The sequence below is a fragment of the Veillonella sp. 3_1_44 genome (assembly GCF_000163715.1).
Lineage (GTDB): Bacteria > Bacillota > Negativicutes > Veillonellales > Veillonellaceae > Veillonella > Veillonella parvula_A.
The window spans coordinates 99691-119065 of record NZ_GG770201.1 but is presented as its reverse complement, the minus strand read 5'-3'; the positions used below and the strand labels follow the sequence as shown (position 1 = coordinate 119065).

16 protein-coding genes, 1 tRNA gene and 1 pseudogene are annotated in these 19375 nt (G+C 40.6%); 1 reads left to right on the top strand and 17 read right to left on the bottom strand.

The window, feature by feature from the left end:
• Window positions 1–157: 157 nt before the first annotated feature.
• Entirely contained in the window at window positions 158–1027 is an 870-nt protein-coding gene (locus HMPREF0873_RS07185; RefSeq protein WP_004697870.1) for a LysR family transcriptional regulator, read from the top strand.
• A 316-nt stretch (window positions 1028–1343) separates the two neighbouring features.
• On the opposite strand, the gene dcuC is transcribed toward HMPREF0873_RS07185, so the two are convergent.
• From dcuC to HMPREF0873_RS07100, 17 genes and pseudogenes are all read right to left on the bottom strand, one after another.
• Window positions 1344–2597: a C4-dicarboxylate transporter DcuC gene (dcuC, locus tag HMPREF0873_RS07180; RefSeq protein WP_004697950.1), complete on the bottom strand. Its 1254-nt coding sequence runs from the start codon at window positions 2595–2597 to the stop codon at window positions 1344–1346.
• Window positions 2598–2828: 231 nt separating this feature from the next.
• Window positions 2829–4073 (bottom strand): M20 family metallo-hydrolase, encoded by a 1245-nt coding sequence (locus tag HMPREF0873_RS07175; RefSeq protein WP_008603186.1) that lies wholly within the window; start codon window positions 4071–4073, stop codon window positions 2829–2831.
• A gap of 63 nt (window positions 4074–4136) precedes the next feature.
• Entirely contained in the window at window positions 4137–5432 is a 1296-nt protein-coding gene (locus HMPREF0873_RS07170) for an amidohydrolase (protein WP_008603188.1), read from the bottom strand.
• 169 nt (window positions 5433–5601) lie between these two features.
• Window positions 5602–6542, bottom strand: a pseudogene (locus HMPREF0873_RS07165) (DMT family transporter).
• Entirely contained in the window at window positions 6515–7441 is a 927-nt protein-coding gene (locus HMPREF0873_RS07160) for a DMT family transporter (RefSeq protein ID WP_008715178.1), read from the bottom strand. The pseudogene HMPREF0873_RS07165 and the gene HMPREF0873_RS07160 overlap by 28 nt, the downstream one beginning before the upstream one ends.
• A 1-nt stretch (window position 7442) precedes the next feature.
• Window positions 7443–7919: a YhcH/YjgK/YiaL family protein gene (locus HMPREF0873_RS07155; protein ID WP_008603192.1), complete on the bottom strand. Its 477-nt coding sequence runs from the start codon at window positions 7917–7919 to the stop codon at window positions 7443–7445.
• 282 nt (window positions 7920–8201) lie between these two features.
• The gene (fusA, locus tag HMPREF0873_RS07150) at window positions 8202–10268 is read right to left on the bottom strand and encodes an elongation factor G (RefSeq protein WP_008603194.1); all 2067 of its coding nucleotides are present in this window, start codon (window positions 10266–10268) and stop codon (window positions 8202–8204) included.
• 379 nt (window positions 10269–10647) lie between these two features.
• A complete protein-coding gene (hydE, locus tag HMPREF0873_RS07145) occupies window positions 10648–11766 on the bottom strand; it encodes a [FeFe] hydrogenase H-cluster radical SAM maturase HydE (protein ID WP_008603196.1) in 1119 nt (372 codons plus the stop codon).
• Window positions 11767–11770: 4 nt separating this feature from the next.
• Entirely contained in the window at window positions 11771–12517 is a 747-nt protein-coding gene (locus HMPREF0873_RS07140; RefSeq protein ID WP_008603198.1) for a YaaA family protein, read from the bottom strand.
• Entirely contained in the window at window positions 12495–13097 is a 603-nt protein-coding gene (locus tag HMPREF0873_RS07135) for a hypothetical protein (protein WP_008603200.1), read from the bottom strand. The genes HMPREF0873_RS07140 and HMPREF0873_RS07135 overlap by 23 nt, the downstream gene beginning before the upstream one ends.
• A gap of 306 nt (window positions 13098–13403) precedes the next feature.
• Window positions 13404–14663, bottom strand: coding sequence for an Nramp family divalent metal transporter (locus tag HMPREF0873_RS07130; protein WP_008603201.1), 1260 nt, complete (start codon window positions 14661–14663; stop codon window positions 13404–13406).
• A gap of 19 nt (window positions 14664–14682) precedes the next feature.
• Entirely contained in the window at window positions 14683–15432 is a 750-nt protein-coding gene (locus tag HMPREF0873_RS07125) for a hypothetical protein (RefSeq protein ID WP_008603203.1), read from the bottom strand.
• Between the two features lie 210 nt (window positions 15433–15642).
• Window positions 15643–15733, bottom strand: a tRNA-Ser gene (locus HMPREF0873_RS07120).
• A gap of 50 nt (window positions 15734–15783) precedes the next feature.
• Window positions 15784–16218, bottom strand: a complete 435-nt coding sequence (locus tag HMPREF0873_RS07115) for a DNA starvation/stationary phase protection protein (protein WP_008603204.1) — start codon at window positions 16216–16218, stop codon at window positions 15784–15786.
• A gap of 396 nt (window positions 16219–16614) precedes the next feature.
• Window positions 16615–17226, bottom strand: a complete 612-nt coding sequence (gene epsC, locus HMPREF0873_RS07110) for a serine O-acetyltransferase EpsC (protein WP_038125748.1) — start codon at window positions 17224–17226, stop codon at window positions 16615–16617.
• Between the two features lie 159 nt (window positions 17227–17385).
• Window positions 17386–18300, bottom strand: coding sequence for a cysteine synthase A (cysK, locus tag HMPREF0873_RS07105; RefSeq protein ID WP_008603208.1), 915 nt, complete (start codon window positions 18298–18300; stop codon window positions 17386–17388).
• 214 nt (window positions 18301–18514) lie between these two features.
• Window positions 18515–19375 carry a hypothetical protein gene (locus tag HMPREF0873_RS07100; protein WP_008603210.1) on the bottom strand — a complete coding sequence of 287 codons (861 nt, stop codon included), beginning with the start codon at window positions 19373–19375 and terminating at the stop codon, window positions 18515–18517.

Here is a 19375-nt window from a genome sequence, read left to right as displayed (position 1 = left end):
CAAACACTATATTTTCACCATGTTTATTGGTGAAAGTTCCATTCCTCTTACTAGTACCTAGTCTTTAGTTATATCTAATCTGTATAGCCCTAGCGTCCCCTCGTCTGTACCAACTCTATGGGATAGAGTACAATAATACATATGTAAAGGAGAGTTTATGGATACGAAAGATTGTACAATTTTAAAAACCTTAGCAGAGGAAAATAATATTACTTATGCGGCGCGTCGTCTATTTATGACGCAACCTGCATTGAGTGAGCGCATAAAAAAATTAGAAAAGGAATTTAACTGTCCCATCATCAACCGACAAACTCGTGGTGTAGAGTTTACCTATCAAGGTCAACGCCTTGTACGATACGCCGAAGATTTGCTCAATTCCTATACTTCGGTACGCCAAGAGCTATTAGCTATGGGTAGTGAACCACGCGGTACATTAAACCTAGGATGCTCAAATGTATTCGCAAAGTATCATATCCCCCATATCTTATCCACCTTTAAAGAAACCTATCCACACATCGATATCATCATGTATACTGGACTCAGCTATAAGCTGTACCACGACTTCCTCGAAGGTCACCTACATGCTGCCATCATCCGCGGTGCCCACACTTGGGCAGAGTCGAAAGAACATATCTGGTCTGAACCATTTTGTTTCTTCAACAAAACACCATGTGCTGTAGAGGATTTACCTCGCTTGCCATATATTCACTATCAGACAGATCCGAATCTACAGCAGACCATTGATGATTGGTGGTATTCCCACTACTCACAACCTCCAATGCGCACCATTGAGGTGAACGACATCGATACATGTATGAAGCTCGTCAACCAAGGACTTGGTTTTACCATCCTCACCCAAAGCTGTGGTAATGATTACCCTAACCTATTTAAGGAAACCATGAAAGCTCTTGATGGTCATATCATGACTCGGGATACGTGGATGTACACCCGTCATAGTGCCCTTGAGTCCAAGCCAGTACAGGCTTTTTACTCATTTATGAAAACATGGGCTGACACAAAGGTATAGTAACTATTCCTTTAATACATATAATATATTATGAAAATGCAATAAAAACAAATTGCGTTTTTCTTTGGTATCCATAAATATTACTTATATCTCAACTTTCAATATATGCGTAAAAATCATATAATTAGCCGCTTACATATAATCAATTGATTAGTCTCTTATATACAATCATCTTGATTACCATGCTAGTTTAAATCATATGAATTGGTGCTTTGATACAAATATATTGATTGGCTATTAAAAGTTATAACAAAGAAAACCCGTCATGATCACAACAATCATGACGGGTTTTCTTTTACAATATAGTTTTATTGAACTAGAGTAACAATAGCATGATGACTACAGTCGCAATAATACATGGGACGGCATTGCGTTTCGCCATTTCCATAGGGTTGATACCTGCAAGTCCCGCAATGATGATACCTGCTCCTGCTACAGGACTCATACTTCGACCGATACCAGCACCGATTTGAGCCATGGATCCAAGTTGCATAATACCATAACCAAAGTCTGCTGCATGCGGTGTTACAGCACCGTTAAAGGCAAGAGCTGCCGCATTACCAGAACCAGAAATAACCGCCAATAAGAACGGACCAAAGGCTGCCCCGATTTGGGCGATTTGTTGAGAGTTCTTCATTCCATCAATAAGGGCACTTGTAAGTCCAATGAGTTGCATCCCTGCTGTAAAGCATGCTGCTGCAGCCATAAGGCCCACTACATCACACATACCATCTCCAGTACCACGGAAGAACTTCTTAACAGCTTCTGCCACATTAGGACGCACGGCAATGATACCAATAGCAGTACCGATGAGCATAGATACAGGAACGGAGATTTCTGGAATCACCGCTACCTGTTTACTACCTAATACAAGTAAAACAAGAGGAATAATTGGAATGATTGCATAGAAATAATTTACTTTGAACTCTTTGCCTTCCTCTACAGTATCGTTTTTCATTACATACCCTGTATGCTCCTTCTTAACGATAGCTACAATATTAAGCAAAATAGCGGCTACTACGATACCGATAATTGCTTGCATGGAGAAGCTGGCAATAACTGTCATTACGTCTACCCCCGCCAGTTGTGCCACTTGAGGGTTAAACATAAGGCCTGGACTCAAGGAGCTGCCCCATGTGCCTAAAAAAATAGCAGAACCAGCCATTGCTGGATGTACTCCAGAACGAATGAGGGCAGGAATTAAGAGTGCACCTACAGCCGCAGCACAACCTGCCGCTGTAGGTAGTGCAATGTTGATTAAGAATGTAATAATAACGGCACCTGGGATGATGATTTTAGTCATCTTTTTAAGCCCTGCAGAAATGAAATACACCATATGCTCCGTACATTTTGTATATTCCATAACATAGCTAAAACCTAACACCGTACAGATTGTAGGCACAAGGCCTGGATTTGTAAGTTCTTTCACAAAGGCCGTCGTACCAGCGCCAAGCTGCCCACCAATAAAGCACATTAATAAGCCTGATAATAATAAAACGAGCCGCGTTTCAAACTGTTTAATAATAGCGATAAACGTCGCTACTACGATAACAATACCTGTAATAACCATAACTCTCCTATCCGTGTACATAGGATGCAAGATAGCTATATCCCCTCTATAAACACTTTACACCCAATACACAACTAACAACACTAAATACAATAATCCTATCTATGTCTTACACCTAATAGGCCTAACAATAGTAAAAGTAATCACTTAATTATATTCAGTATAATCATATAACTATATAACTACTTATCTACATAACTACATAACTACATAACTACATAAAGAAGTATATTAAACAAGCTTTGTTTCTTCCAAGCTAAGTTTTCTAAGCACCTTATCAAGCACCGCTGCACCCGTTACGATATCATCCATTTCAGCAAATTCTGCAGGATTATGACTGATGCCGTCACGGCATGGAATAAAGATCATTCCCGTCGGAACTACCTCCGCCCAATGCATCGCATCATGACCGGCACCGCTAGGCATTGTCATGTACTCCACACCAACAGACTTAACAGCCTCTTCGATTTCTCGAATCATCGCTGGGTGCATCTCCACTGGATAGTCCTGTGCAATTGTTTCAATTGTATACGATAATCCACGTTTCTCGGCAGTAATGTCAATAAATTCTTTAACAAGAGTAACTACAGAATTACGAGCTGCCTTAGATATGCTACGAATGTCTACCCCTAGCTTTACAGCACCAGGAATGACATTCATCGCCCCTGGTGTAACCTCCACAACGCCAACAGTTCCCACCACGGGTGGTTCCTCTTGCATAGATGCAATCTCCTCGATGCCGAGGATGATTTTTGAGGCTCCACATAGGGCATCATGGCGTAAATTCATCGGCGTAGCGCCACTATGATCGGCATTGCCCCGAATGGTCACATAGAATCGCTCTGGCGCTGCAATACCAGTCACAATGCCAATCGTTTTCTGTTCGTGCTCCAGTACCTTTCCTTGTTCTATATGAATTTCTGTGAAAGACTTTACAGGTCGTTTATATTCCATTGCTTCAATCCCATCGGGATTTAAGTTGCGACCTTTCAATGCTTCGTATAAGGAAATTCCTTGTTTATCTACCAATCGGTGTAAGTCTTGTAATCTTAATTCACCACGCATGGCCTTACTACCTAGTGTAGCATCCCCAAAGCGACCGGACTCTTCGCACATGAAGGATACCACAGCGATGGTATGGTCATGTTCATAACCATCGTCAATCATACTACGAATTACTTCAAGGGCAGATAACACGCCCACCACACCATCGTAATTGCCTCCATTGGGTACGCTATCTGTATGAGACCCTACCATGACAACTGGTAAATCTGGTTTCTTACCAATCTTATAGCCAATGATATTACCAAAATCGTCTATTTCAACGGATAAACCCGCATCAATCATGCGATCTATAATATATTGACGCCCCTCCCAGTCTGCATCGGTGAAAGCAAGGCGATTAATGCCCTCACCAGGTGCTGTCAATTGGGCCATAGCATCAAAATCTTTAACTAATCGCTCTCGTTGAATCATATAACACCTCACAATCCACTACATCATTTACCGACAAACTATATGGTGGCTAGTCAGTAAACCTTATTTTAAATAGTGAGCCGCAATAGTACCCAATGCGACAATACCATTTAACATATCCTCTTCATCGATATCAAAGAGTGGATTGTGATGTGGCGCTTTAATAGCAGAACCTACTACCATGTAGGTTGCTCTACCGCCGCGATCAATGACACGGTTCAAGAAGTACGCACAGTCTTCACTTCCCCCACCGCTGTAATCGAATGGAACCTCTTTAAAGATACCAAGTGGCTCCACGATAGCTTGCACCTCACGAGCTAAATCATCGCTGATGCGACCTGCAGGAGTTTCACCTTGTTTTGTGATTTCAAAGGTACAATCGTGCATTTCTGCAGCACCTTTAATGATAGTCTTTGCTCGTTCAATCATGTAGTCATTGATTTCCGTAGTAGCTCCACGAGTTTCCAGTTTAAGAACTGCCACATCAGGCGTCACATTGCGACCTGTACCGCTTTCAAAAACACCTACATTCATGCGAGAGGCCCCTTGACTATGACGAGCGATAGCTTGTAAGTTAAGCACCGCAGTACAACCTGCGAGCATTGCATTTTGTGCTTTTTCTGGAGAGCCCCCAGCATGAGCAGAATAACCGTGGAACACCGCATCAAGTTTTGTTGTCGCTAAGAAGCCATGATCGCTACATGCAAAACAATTGGATAGATTTTCATTAAACCCAATATGCATGCCGAACATCAAATCTACATCATCCACAACGCCCGCTTCCGCCATCGCTTTAGCACCGCGCACGCCTTCCTCCGCTGGTTGGAAGATGAGTTTGATAGTGCCTTTGAATTCATCCTTATGAGCAGCCAAGTATTCCGCTAAGCCTAGCCCCATCGTCATATGTGCATCATGACCACAGGCGTGCATCGCCTTATCGTGACAAGAACGGAATCCTTCCTTTGTAGGCACATGGCTATCCTCTTTAGCTTCGATAACATCGTTAGAGTCCATGTCTACACGAAATGCTACTACAGGGCCTTCGCCGCCGAACTTCATAGTTGCAACAATGGCCGTTTTACCGTAGCCCATCTTTTCTACAAGCTCAGGATTAGCACCTTCTTTGATGGCGCGATCCATAGCGGCTTTCATAACCTCATCACTAGGCAAGCCCATACGAGAATCTAAATCGAGTACATCTGCGCCTAACGCCACATCATAGCCCAAAGAAATAAGCCTATCCGCCACTTTTGCAGCAGAGCGATACTCAAGCCAAGCAGGCTCAGGGTACATATGAAAGTCGCGACGCATAGCGATTAACGCATCGCGCCGTTGTTGCACGAAATCTTTTACAGACATAAATACCTCCGTAACAAACTAATAATCACGTATATATTTACTATATGAATAGATAGGTAAATAGTCAACTAAATGGCGCATGTATACAGTATCTAAAATATACTGTATGTTATAACAAAAAACACATATACCACGAAATGATTTCTGTGATATATGTGTGCTTATCAATTTATTCTAATATTGTTTTATTCAGTTTTGTCAGTACCTCTCGTTTAATAGTTCGTTGTCTATCCCAAGCGATGATGAATACGGTGGCAAGGATACATATCATACCGAAAATACCGATAACGGTAAACTCATTCCCTAGGAGAGCCCAACCGAATAAAGCCGCAGAGATGGGTTCTAGTGATGAAAGAATGGATCCTTGTACGGCCCCAATGAGCCTTACTCCTTCCATGTAGGCATTAAAGGATACTACGGTGCCCAAAATTATGATAGCAAAGAGCCCCAATAAGGTCATACTGTCTACAACGGCTTCTGAATCAAATTGTTGGAACATGATAACAGATAAGATGCCACAGATAAACATAGCAAAGCCTACAATAGCGGTGGTGCCATATGTTTTTAATAGCTCAATAGGTTGAATGTATATACACAAATGCTAGCTGCCGATACAAGGCCCCAAAATAAAGCTTTTTCATTAAAGGATGAAATATCCAGCCCTTTTTGCATGACAATACAGATTGTGCCCACCAAAGCAAGTAGTATACAAAATAACTCTGGCGTAGATGGCTTTTTAAAATACCGTAAAAACAAATAAATAATAATCATCGTAGGCGCTACGTATTGAAGCACTGTAGCAACTCCTACCCCTGAAATGGCGATGGCTCTAAAGTATGTATATTGAGCCAAAGCGATTCCTAGTACGCCAAATATTAATAACTTGCCTATATCTTTAGGTGCTTTAAAAATAGAGAAAATACGTTTTCCCTCTCGCAGATAAGCAAGGCCAATGGTTAATATCCCTGCTACAAGCAAACGCACCTCTAGTAACCACTCTACATTAATATGCTTTGCACTTTCAAGAAATTGTACAGATGTGCCTGAAAGTCCCCAAAACAAGGCCCCCATAATGGCTAGGCTCATGCCCTTCCATTGCTTTTCTTCCATGTGCCCCTCCCGCTCTCTAATGCAATGATAACAACGGTAGCAATAATCATAGCCATACCAATTAGCCCTAATAGACTAAATTCATTTCCTAAAAAAGCCCACCCAAAGAAAGCCGCCGAAATAGGTTCAATAGATGACAAAATAGATCCTGGTACGGCCCCAATTCGTTTAACCCCTTCTAAATAGGCATTGAAAGATACTATCGTCCCGAGGAATATGACATTGAAACAACCAATAATAGTCCATGCGTCCCACACTGCATATGAATTCGGTTGATGGAATAATATAGCGGCTACAATACCACTAATGAACATCCCGAATCCCACAATAGGCAACGTGCCATATTTGTAGAGTAAATCAACAGGAGAAATACTATATACGGCTACACCGACAGCAGATAAAAGCCCCCATACGAGAACCGCCATCGGGAAGCTTTTAATAGAAAGACCATCACCATTCCCCATCAAACAAATGGTCCCCACTAAGGCAAGTATAACAGAAACCGTCTCCCCCTTGGATGGTCGTTTACCATAGCGAACCAGCAGGTAAATAATAATCATAGACGGCGCCAGATATTGTAAAACCGTTGCAATGCCAGCTCCAGCTAAAGCAATGGATCTAAAGTATGTATATTGGCATAATGCCATTCCAAATACGCCAAAAATAATGAGTCCTAGCGTATCCTTTACACTATGAAATACATTAAAGATAGAATTTCCAAATCTAAACCATGCATAAATAACAGTTAGTAAACCTGCTGTAATCAATCGCATAGTTACTAGCCATTCCAAATTCATATCTCTAAAATTGCTTAAGAACTGTACGGATGCACCTGATACACCCCATAAAACAGCGCCTAATAAAGTTATAATAACACCAATAACTTCATATTGTTTCATGCTAGTCACCGAGCAAAGATACGTGAACTTTCACAACCACCTTACGGATTTTGATGGGTTTATCGTTTACAGCAAGCAAGGGCCGATGAACATCAGAGGGGAAGAATACGGTGTAGTACCCTTCTGGGCAATGGATTTGCCCTTCATCAACCGCTTCATTAGGATAGAAATAGCAATCTCGATCTGGATAGGACTCCACAGGTTTAACGAGACCTTTATCTACGAAAAAGCCCATGTTTTCCTCGCCGCTCACCATAAATTGGATATCTACATAATTACGATGCGATTCTGGTTTTGTAGCTTCAAATAGTTTTGTTTCTACATCATCTACGTTAGCATACATCATGTCACCCTCGATGGCATGACGCCCTCCAGGCAACGCTTTCAAATCTGTGTTTTTCAAGAAATCCAAAGCGCGCACGATGGCTTTAGGATAGCCCATTTTTGTATAATCTGCGGTAATATTAGAGAAAAACATACACAATCCTTTCACAATATCTATGGATATGGCACCACAATAAACCAATTATATTACCTTTTATGTTAGCACATATATACATAAAGAACTAGCTATTCTCTTATGTAAAAGCCCTCCATACGCTACATATATGGAGGGCCTCAGTAAAATACTATTCAAATTTATGACTTACGTCAATCATTACACTATGAAATTGTTACAGTATTAAATTGTTACATTATGCAATTGTCTATTCAGTTGTAGTGATTCAAACTGTATTAAATACAGCATGTGGCCATTACCTTATTCTTGGGTTTTATGAGCAGCGATAATTTCTTCCGCTTGCTTATGTGGAACCTCTTCATAGGTATAGAACTGACGGTTAAATACGCCTTGTCCTTGTGTAATGGAGCGCAATGCAGTCACATAATCGGACATTTCAGCCAATGGTACTTGTGCTTTAACAACGGAAATACCGGTTCTTTCACTTTGTTCCATGCCTAATACACGACCTCGACGGCTATTCAAATCACCCATAATGTCGCCCATGAAAGCATCTGGTGCAAACACGTTGACTTCATAGATTGGTTCTAATAGTACTGGTTTCGCCTTAGGAATCACATCCTTGATAGCCTGTGACGTAGCTACTTTAAATGCTAACTCTGAGGAGTCTACGCTGTGGTAAGATCCATCCAAGAGTGTCACTTGCACGCCAATCATAGGATATCCTGCAATTAGGCCTTTATCTAGGGTTTCTTTGGCACCCTTTTCCACTGCTGGTATGTATTGCTTAGGTACAGCACCACCAAAAATTTTGTCTACGAATGCAAATTCGCTACCATCATATAATGGATCCACTTGAATCTTAACGTGACCATATTGACCATGACCGCCACTTTGTTTCTTATACTTAGACTCGGTTTCAGCAGAGCCTTTAATGGTTTCGCGGTATGGAATATATGGAGCCACAAGTTTAGCTTGTACGCCGTATTTACGGTCCATTTTGTTGAGGATATGCTCAAGATGTACTTCGCCCATACAATCGATTTGTAATTGGCGAGCTTCAGCATTTTTCACTACTACGCAAGTAGGATCTTCTTCTGCCACTTTAAGAACAGCACTAGCTAATTTTTCCTCCTCACCTTTTTTCACTGGCTCCATAGCCACTGTATATAGAGGTTGAGGGAAACGAATAGCATCGTATGTTACTTTAAAGTCAGGAGCCGTTAATGTATCGCCGGTCTTAGCATTGGCCAATTTCGGTATCACTACGATATCGCCAGCTTTAGCAGCAGATACAGGGATTTGTTGCTTCCCGATAAGGGTAACCATCTTGCCCCATTTTTCTTCTACACCTTGGTTTACATCATAAAGGCGATCGCCTTCTTTCAGTTCACCAGAGAAGATACGTACAAAGCTTTGTTTGCCTGCGAATGGGTCTAACAATGTTTTAAATACGAATGCAGTTAATGGTTTATCTACATGTACAACACATTGTTCGCCGGTTTCCGCATCAGTTGCGGTCATCACTTTTTTAGTTGCATCCGGCATGTAACGGATCATACGATCCAATACTTGATCTAAGCCAATACGAGATGTGGCACTGCCACACATGATTGGGCACACACGGCCACTAATCATCCCTTCACGCAAGCCTTGGCGGATTTCCTCTAAGGATAATTCTTCGCCTTCTAAATATTTTTCCAACAACTCATCGCTACCTTCAGCCGCGGCTTCTACGGTCATTTCCCGAATTTCTTGAGCCTTTTCGATAAGGTGAGCTGGTACAGCGACCTCTGTTGGTTGGCCGTCCTTATAAGTAAACGCAGTCATTTTCGCTACGTCTACAACGCCTTCAAAATCGGCACCTTCACCGATAGGAATCTGCAATGGCATAATGCCTTTGCCAAATAATTCCCGCATTCTTTCAATAGTGCCAAAGAAGTCAGCACCATCAACATCCATTTTATTGATAAATGCCATGCGAGGCATTTGTAATTCAACTGCATAATCCCATGCGCGAACTGTGTCAGTTTCTACACCAGATGTGGAGGATAGCACCATCAACATACCATCACAAGCACGCAAAGCGGCACGAACTTCGCCATGGAATTCGTTATAGCCTGGAGTGTCTATGAAGTTAACCTTATGGTCATGCCACTCACATGGCGCCATGCCCAATTGAATAGTTACATTACGTTTAATTTCTTCCGGTTCAAAGTCCATAATATGTTTATTATCTTGACCTTTACCTACGAAATCAACCGCACCAGAAGTTAACAACAAGGATTCAACAAGAGCTGTTTTGCCCGCACCATCGTGGGAAACAACAGCAACGTTTCTAATTTTATCACTACTGTACTCTTTCATTGGAATCGCCTCCTTACTGGCAAATTACGGCTTTGCTAATACATTTCGACACTACAATAGAAAAATCCTCTTTTTCTGAGAAAAATTTCTCCAAAAAGAGGATTATATAATTTTAGTATTTCTATGTAGAGCCTAAGCTTAATTAAATTATTAATATAACCTTATCGGTATAACCTATATATAGATGGGACTAGTTCTCTCACAAAGTTATAAAAAAGACGGTCTGTACTTGTGCAGCGACATCAGGAACGAGGAGCAAGCAAGTATAGACCGTCTTTTTTAATTAAGTTGTCATTATGTAACGGGGTCCCATCTATATATAGGCAATACTAGTGGTAAATATATAATTCACTAAAAGATATAGGTAAATCATAGAATACTAAAATTCTCCCGTCCGTTTACCGTAGTGTTTGGAGTCCCCATTTTGTTTCCAACCTACTGTATCACCGATGGACATTACGCGGCGCGTCAGGCAGTCTTTACATTGTTCTGCATTGTCGTCCACGCAAGGTTTATTATCATATAGCAAATATTTTGCACGGTGTTCAGGAATGGTGATGATAGGCATTAGGATATTCGCCCCAGCCGCTAAACCTTTTTCACGGCCTAGTTTATCTAGTGCTTGTAAGGCAGTAGTTGCCGCAATGTTTACGTCTTTCAAGAATAAACGAGTTAGGGCAATCATCTTGAGGCCCAGTTGAACTCGTCGCAACTTACCCTCTTCATCATCAATGCCCATTGCCAATGCTTCTTGGCCCAGAGGCGTATCATGATGCACCACATAAGGGCCCATACCGATCATGTCGATATCCATATCGCGATAGAACAAGATATCATTTACGAGATCATCTTCTGTTTGCCCAGGTAGACCAATCATAACACCTGTGCCAACTTGGAAGCCTACGCGGCGCAAACGACGTAAGCATTCTACGCGCGTCTCAAAGGAATGTAATTCATCACGAGGATGAATCTTATGGTATAAATCTGTATTGGTTGTTTCAATGCGTAATAAATAACGACTCGCACCAGCTTCACGCATGCGACGGTACGCCTCTTCGCTTTGTTCCCCTACACACATCGTTATGCCAAGAGAACCATCACCAATGGCTTTAATATCGCGAATTAAATCCACAACATAGTCCACAAAGGCATCATCACAGCGTTCACCAGATTGGAGTGTAATGGAACCATATTCATGATCGTACGCCCACTGTGCCATCTTGATGATATCTTCGCGATTCATATCAAAGCGTTCCGCCTTATCGTTTTCTCGGCGGATACCGCAGTAATTACAATTCTTAATGCATCGGTTCGAGAACTCGATGAGGCCACGATAATACGCTACAGGCTTTACGTATTTTGCCTTCACTTCGTAGGCCTTTTTATATATCAACTGCAACTGCTCTTCATCAGTTACAGACATGAGAAATCTTAGTTCCTCCTCGGTCAGCCATTCATCACCGACAAGGTCTTTTGCAAGAATGTCTTGCACTTGCAAACAATCACTTCCTTTCGTAACGAATCGTCATCGATTCGCTTGGTATGGTAATGGATTCAATGTCAGAGACACAGGTAAATCCATTAATTTCGCGCGGCAAGTCCCGCACATGTTTCACTTGTCGTGTTAAACATTCGTGAGCCATCACACCTCGACTCATTTTGGAGGACGTACTCATCTGCTTAAACGTGTTGCCCCGTAATTCCCAAAATTCAATGGTTACCACCTTTGGATGGTTCACCATTTTTGCATATTCTTTAGATGCTAGGTTTAGGATCCAATCTTCCTTGTGAAAGTATGCATCCACTGCTTCACGCCATGTATCGTATAAATTAACGCCTACCTTATCAACCATATCGAGTCGATAGTTGCGCACCCCCATATTAGGTTCAACGACACCATACAACGCGGACATCACAACGAGGTGGCTTTCACCAAAGGTCTTGGCTTCATCAGATAAGTTCAACCAGTCTAAATATTTGAAAGCAATACCATCGTAGCTTTCACAAGCGATACCTACTGGATGGGACTCAAAGTCCTGGTAAAAATCAAAGACAGCCTGTGCCTTATCAGCCTTTAGCTTTAGCGCCTTTCCAAGAGCTGCTACATCAAGAGATTGTACATGATTTATAATCTTTTTCGTGATGTTCGGCTGAAATTGGCTGTCTCGGACTGCATGATGTACTGCCTCATCATTTCTAGCAACATCGGTAATCGTTTTTGTCTTACTAGGAGAGAGGACGATTTTCATGAGATAATTCCGCCTTAATAGATTCCTCTGTCAAATTATCGATCAATTCTGGGTTCCACAACATGAGAGGCACCGCCACTACGTGGCTTGCTTTCAATTCTTTACATAATTTAATGCATTCTTTGAGATAATTAGAATCTTCATCTACAAGGTCGCATACGATAACCACGTGACGCCCTTTAAGGTTTACACCTTCATAATCGATACTTTCAGCAGATACTGTAAGCATGCCTGTTTCCAAGCGGCCTTCGCTCATGTCGTTCAAACGAGACATCAATACATGCTCAAGCATAGTAGATACAGGTGTCACTACGCGGCCTATGCCAATAAGAGCCTCAGGTTGTGCATGAACGATAACCGTTTTCTTGCGTTTATCCGTTCTGAACTCAATAAGAGCTTTTTCTAAAGCGCCAAAAAATACGAATAACTGCCAAGGATCAAAAGAGCCTGTTTGGAACATATCGATAACAGAACCATCCTCATCCATATTGAGGCGCGTCAATAACTCTTCAGCAATGTCGTTAACCACAACACTAAAATCAGATTGTATTGTCTCTTGCACTTTGATTTCCTTTGCCATTAGGGCCTCCTAGTTTTCCATATATCACACTGCTAAGGAATATCCCCAACAGATATTATATTAATCTTAATTATACTATTTTTAATTGTACCATATTTTATACCCCTCTTGGGTATTCAAAGATACGCTTTTCACATAATAGATACGTTAGCAACATGACAAAAGGACCGCCATAGCGGTCCTTTGCATTTTAATTTTGTATTCTAATGTTGTACTCTAATATTATACTCTAATATTGTACTCTAATGCTGTATTCTAATTATGATTTTATAATAAACCTTTTGGTAACTAACAAAGAATGTTCTATTAGCCTACAATCAATAAGTAGATATTCATGATCGTAACGATGATACCTATGCTCCATAAGAGAATATTTGTAAATTTACGGTTCGCGTATTCTCCCATGACCTTGCGGCTACTTGTCATGTAAAGTTGCAAGAAGATGGTGATTGGTAATTGCAAGCTCAAGAACATTTGAGAGAACAATAATGCTTGGAAGGAATCTGTAATAAACACGATCAACAATAATGCTGGAACATATGTTAGTGCCAAGCCTAATCGCGTATGGAAGTCTTTCATATCGTAAGACTCGCCAAACATTCCTGCAAAGATACTTGCCCCCGCCATACCTGCTGTAGCGGATGAGGCAAAACCTGCAAATAACAATGCTATTGCAAAAATAATACCCGCTGCGGGTCCAATGAGTGGTCGCAACAACTCTTCAGCCTGTTCAAGCTCTGTTACTTCAATACCATGAGCAAAGAAGACAGCCGCCGCCAATATAATCATGGCAGAGTTAATCATCCACCCAATCCCCATAGATAACAAAGTATCGAGGAATTCATAGCGCAACTGCCGTTTCATAATCGCTGGGTCTTGTGTATTAAACTGGCGACTTTGGATGATTTCAGAGTGTAAAAACAAGTTATGAGGCATAATTACAGCCCCTAATATACTCAAAATAACGAGCATCGATTCATTAGGTATATTAGGATCCACCCAACCGATACCAGCCGTTGCCCAATCCACGTTGACCATATTTACCTCAACGAGGTACGCCAATGCGATGAGGGATACAAAGCCAGCAATGATTCGCTCTAATTTACGATAGGAGTTCGTAATGAGCATGACCGTACAGATAAGAGCCGTCAAAATGCTGCCTATCAAGATAGGAATACCAAAGAGCATCTTCAAGGCGATAGCGGCGCCAATAAACTCAGCCAAGGCCGTCGCTGCCGCCGCAATTCCTGCCGTGCTAAGCACAAAGCGAGATGCATAACGCGGTAAGAATTCATAGGCACATTCCGACAAGCATTGACCGCGTACAATGCCTAAATGTGCCACATTATGCTGTAATAAAATGAGCATAATCGTAGATAGTGTGACTACCCACAATAATTCGTAACCATAACTGGCACCAGCTGCCAAGTTAGCAGCCCAGTTGCCCGGATCGATAAATCCAACGGTTACGATTATACCAGGTCCTATATATTTAAAGACCTCACTTACCTGCTGCTTACCATTTTGATGGACAGTAAACAACTGTTTCTTTAAAAAATCAATCATTATAACCCCTTACTAAGAGTTATAGAGTGAAGGTCATCTCCGTCTGCATACGAGCATCTGTTTTGGACTTTTTATCCTTGGAATCAGCGTAACGAATACGCACTTCATTATTTACCTTAACGCGAGAATCATCAATTTTGAATTTCTTCATTTTTTCTTTGATTTGTTCATCTGTTAAAGCGCGTTCTTCCGGTTTTGCTACTTCATCACCAGCCTTATCAAGAGCCTCTTGTTGATCCTTGGATACTTGATACATCTTACCAGATTTTTTAGCCTTTTCAGCACGCTTTTCATCTAGTTTTTGACGGCGCTCGTCAGTAACTTTTTTATCGCGAGCAATACGGTAATCCATTACATCACGCATATTTTCTTGGTAGATACGCAATGCATATTCCCGATCATTGTCGTTCATTTGCTCACGTTTTGTGACTACCTCATCGATAAGTGGCATAAGCTCATCCTTTGTGTAGCTAGCACCATCAAAAGTAAATCCGTGGGTATCTGTAATAGCACCATGTTTAATGAGTCTTTGTAACGCTGTATACGTCCAATCATTAGGCGTAATAACATCTGAGTTTACATGCTGTTGCCCTTTACTAGAACTACTAACAGTCTCTACATCAGCACTTACGCCATCCACCATAGGACGTGCACTTGGAATGGCAATACTTTCAGCATGACTAAAGCCAACAGACGCAACGAGGCATAATGTGCCAATGCCTAACGCTCGACGGATACGATTCATTTGACGTGTATGTTTTGTATTCATAAGAGTCTCCTTAAAATTACATTTTATACAATCTATTATATGAAACCCCTAGACATACGTCAACTCTATACCCTTACACACCTGTGTCATTCAATACTAATAAGGCCTTGGACTCACTCGAATCCTCACAAATTAGGCCTATATAAATAATATAATAAATTAATATATTATACAAAAAGACCCCACATCGAGTGATGTGGGGTCTTTACATGGCGGAGGATTAGGGATTCGAACCCTAGCGACGGTAACCCGCCCTAACGATTTAGCAAACCGTCCTCTTCAGCCTCTTGAGTAATCCTCCATGCTTTACTGGGTAATCATATCATACCCAATAAGGCATTGTCAATCGTCTTATTTCAGCATAGATTCGATGAACCAGATCTGTTTTACATAGTATGCAACGTGATCTTCCATCATGCTTACGAGCAAGAAATCACCTTCTTCATCAGCGGCTGCACGAATTGCTACAGCTTGATCATTCATGTATTTAAAATCTTTAAGAAGGATATCAATTACCTTTGCTTGAGGGATGTCTTCTTGACCAAGTTCTTCGATTTTAGTCAATTTTGTGTATTCTGCAGAATTTACCAATGGAAATTGACCTTGCATTTTCACATGTTCTGCTACGGCATCAAAGTATTCAAATGCTTCATCATAGATGGATTCCAAGTATTCATGGATGGATTTGAATTGCGGACCAGTTACATTGAAGTGTAAATTATGTAATTTTACATTCCATACGGAAAGATCTGCTAAATATTGATTTACTTGTTGTACGTTTTTCATAATAAAACTCCTTTTTTCACTTAATTCTCAATTATAGTTTATTCTAAAAGCAGAACAAACACAGTTGGTTTCTACGCCATCAATTCGTTTATTTAATTTATAATCAATATTGATTATGTTTATATTCTACCAATAATGATTTTCCATGTCAATACATGAGCAGATATTTTTGTATAAAAGTTTAATGAAAATATTATAACCATACTAAATCAAACTTATCCCCAATACAATACATACCAAATCTAAATCCAATAATTCGAAGAAACATGTTTCTTCGAATCATAAAAAACCCCTAACTACTAGTTAATCCAATAGTTAGAGGTTTGTATGATTCTTTGTATGATTCTTTGTATGATTCTATATTAAATATGATTATATATTAAATACGTTTCTATATTAAATATAGTATTCTATGTAATTATCAGGGATTTTTTTCTCCTCTGCTTGTGCAGCGGTTGCATTGCGACTAAGTTTACGAACATACATATTTTCTGGGTCTGTTTCAAAAATTACCATATCTTTAGGAATATCATGTTTGATAACGAGATTACAGCCAATCTTCGTGCGCGCCCCAATCGTAATATCCCCTAAGATTTTTGTACCCGTACCGATGAGTACATCATCTTCAATGGTCGGATGGCGCTTTACCTTTTTAGAAGACATCCCACCTAGTGTTACTTGATGGAACAAGGTTACATTATCGCCTACAATAGCCGTTTCACCAATAACAACCCCCATACCGTGATCAATAAAGAGGCCGCGACCAATCGTCGCACCTGGATGGATTTCAATGCCCGTTACATGACGAGAATGGAGAGCCACACGACGAGCCAAGATTGGCCACCCCGCCTTATATAAACGGTGGGCAAAGAAATGCCAGAACAAAGCCGTAATATGTGGATATGTCCATATAACCATCCATACACTTGTGGCAGCTGGGTCAGAATCCATTACGCGCTTAATATTATATTGAATTTTGCCCCATAAATCGCGCAAACCTTGCATCATAGTGACTCCATCTCAAATAACTCTACTTACATTCTACAGAAATATAGATATATCTAGTATACAACATATTTGGTCTATATTCCTATATATAAGGCTATATCTATATAGAACCTATTCTTTTATCATTCAAAATCTCGTATTTTATCTATCTAAAATCTATTATTTAACGTATTCATTATTGCCGAAGTCCAAAAGGGATAAATATTTCTCTACTCCATCAGGTGCAATAACAACGATGTTCGCCTTAGGTAATTCACGAGCCATGCGTTTTGCCGCTACAATGGCCGCCCCCGCGGAAAGACCAATAGAGATACCACTTTCACGCATAAAGGTTTGCACCTCGCTAAAAGCTTCTTCATCACTTACAGTTTGCACGCCGTCCATCAAGCTTTGGTCAAAGTTTTCAGGAATGAAACCAGCCCCAATACCTTGTATTTTGTGAGGGCCGCCCTTACCTTCGGTAATAGCAGGAGATCCCGCTGGCTCTACAGCAATGGCTTTTAGATTAGGATTATGTTCTTTCAATCGTCTTGTAACGCCTGTGAAAGTACCACCTGTACCGATACCCGCTATAAATACATCGACATTTGGCACTTGTTCTACAATTTCATTACCCGTCGTGCGGTAATGCATATCTGGATTTGCAGGATTTACGAATTGGCCCAAGGTGAAAGCATTTGGATACTTTGCTAAAATTTCATTTGCCCGCTCAAGAGCCCCCTTCATACCTGTTTCTTTTGGTGTTAAGATGAGCTGCGCCCCATACGCCTTAATAAGCTCACGGCGTTCTTTACTCATACTTTCAGGCATGATAATTACTGTTTTAATATGTAAAATAGCGCCTACCATAGCAAGAGCGATTCCCGTATTACCACTTGTGGCTTCTACAATGATGCTATCCTCATGGATGCGACCCTGCTCTTTTGCAGCCTGCAACATACCGAGTACGGCACGGTCTTTTACAGATCCACCTACATTATATTTCTCAAGCTTTACATAGATATTAGTATTTTGTAATTGATATACCGGTGTTTTACCGATAAGTTCAGTTGTTTGGTTTGTTACTATACTCATCTAATTCTCCCTCTAGCGATAGATGATAAAAATCGTCCTTAGGAACATCCCAAGGACGATATTATATTGCACCTTGTTATTCACCATACACGGGGTATAACCGTTTATGTATTCCAATTAATACAACCATACTCTAACATTTGAATCATTTCATTGTCAAGAGAATGAGAACGACTTTTAAAACCCTAAAAATACAGGAAATAACTAGCTTTATCTATTTTGTTGTAAGTGCATTAAGTACCCCATCCCATGTGATGGGTACCATTATAATGATGAGGGCCAATCCTATAAAGAAAACCGCTCCTACCAAAACTGTAAGACGAGGGATAAGATATATAGCCATGCTACTAGCTAAGTGCGATACTTTAGTTACATCATGATGTAATGCTACATGACCCCATAAGAAACCAGCAACTACATAGGTGATAATATATGGGTCGAAAATGATTAGGGTCGTCAATTCATTATCAGCATGCATAATTCGGTTAATACTCGGAGACACTAATACATTTACAAGTATAGCTAGGATTTTAAACCACACTAGGCACACGATATAAGGCCACATTGTTTTTATCGTCATTCTCAGCATATAGAGCAAACCCACCAAGCTCGCTCCAAGAAAGCCTCTTTGACTCCCCATGTACCGCTCCATCCAAGATGACTTCTGTTTACCCTCATCTACTTGGTCATAATAAAAGGATAAATCCCGTTCTCCATGAGCTAAATCAACGAGCCCTAACACTTGAAATAACACAAGCGAAAAGACTAGAATAACAACTATTTGAAAGCTTTCACTAAAGAACATGTCCATAGGATTGAAATCATGATAAACAATGTTCAAAAGATTACCATACACATCGTGAAACGCAATATATATACCATTCGTTACGAGCATATCTAACACAAATAGGAGCAACACAAACATGATATATCCGTTCCAGCGAGTCCATTTACTTTGTTCTCTTAAATGAGTGTGAGCCCCTACGATTATTGATGCAGGTTGTAAAGACAAGGTCACACCCATCATAAAACAAGTAATAAAGGATGCGACCATTGTTAAATATTCGTATGCCAT

Bases quoted from the DNA above. Each gene is read 5' to 3' on its own strand.
- HMPREF0873_RS07100 (WP_008603210.1), bottom strand. From the start codon at position 19,375: ATGGCATACGAATATTTAACAATGGTCGCATCCTTTATTACTTGTTTT.
- HMPREF0873_RS07130 (WP_008603201.1), bottom strand. From the start codon at position 14,663: ATGATTGATTTTTTAAAGAAACAGTTGTTTACTGTCCATCAAAATGGT.
- HMPREF0873_RS07170 (WP_008603188.1), bottom strand. From the start codon at position 5,432: ATGTCTGTAAAAGATTTCGTGCAACAACGGCGCGATGCGTTAATCGCT.
- HMPREF0873_RS07175 (WP_008603186.1), bottom strand. From the start codon at position 4,073: ATGATTCAACGAGAGCGATTAGTTAAAGATTTTGATGCTATGGCCCAA.
- HMPREF0873_RS07125 (WP_008603203.1), bottom strand. From the start codon at position 15,432: ATGAATACAAAACATACACGTCAAATGAATCGTATCCGTCGAGCGTTA.
- HMPREF0873_RS07135 (WP_008603200.1), bottom strand. From the start codon at position 13,097: ATGGCAAAGGAAATCAAAGTGCAAGAGACAATACAATCTGATTTTAGT.
- HMPREF0873_RS07140 (WP_008603198.1), bottom strand. From the start codon at position 12,517: ATGAAAATCGTCCTCTCTCCTAGTAAGACAAAAACGATTACCGATGTT.
- HMPREF0873_RS07115 (WP_008603204.1), bottom strand. From the start codon at position 16,218: ATGAAAAACGTACAACAAGTAAATCAATATTTAGCAGATCTTTCCGTA.
- fusA (WP_008603194.1), bottom strand. From the start codon at position 10,268: ATGAAAGAGTACAGTAGTGATAAAATTAGAAACGTTGCTGTTGTTTCC.
- HMPREF0873_RS07160 (WP_008715178.1), bottom strand. From the start codon at position 7,441: ATGAAACAATATGAAGTTATTGGTGTTATTATAACTTTATTAGGCGCT.
- epsC (WP_038125748.1), bottom strand. From the start codon at position 17,226: ATGATGCAAGGTTTGCGCGATTTATGGGGCAAAATTCAATATAATATT.
- cysK (WP_008603208.1), bottom strand. From the start codon at position 18,300: ATGAGTATAGTAACAAACCAAACAACTGAACTTATCGGTAAAACACCG.
- HMPREF0873_RS07155 (WP_008603192.1), bottom strand. From the start codon at position 7,919: ATGTTTTTCTCTAATATTACCGCAGATTATACAAAAATGGGCTATCCT.
- HMPREF0873_RS07185 (WP_004697870.1), top strand. From the start codon at position 158: ATGGATACGAAAGATTGTACAATTTTAAAAACCTTAGCAGAGGAAAAT.
- dcuC (WP_004697950.1), bottom strand. From the start codon at position 2,597: ATGGTTATTACAGGTATTGTTATCGTAGTAGCGACGTTTATCGCTATT.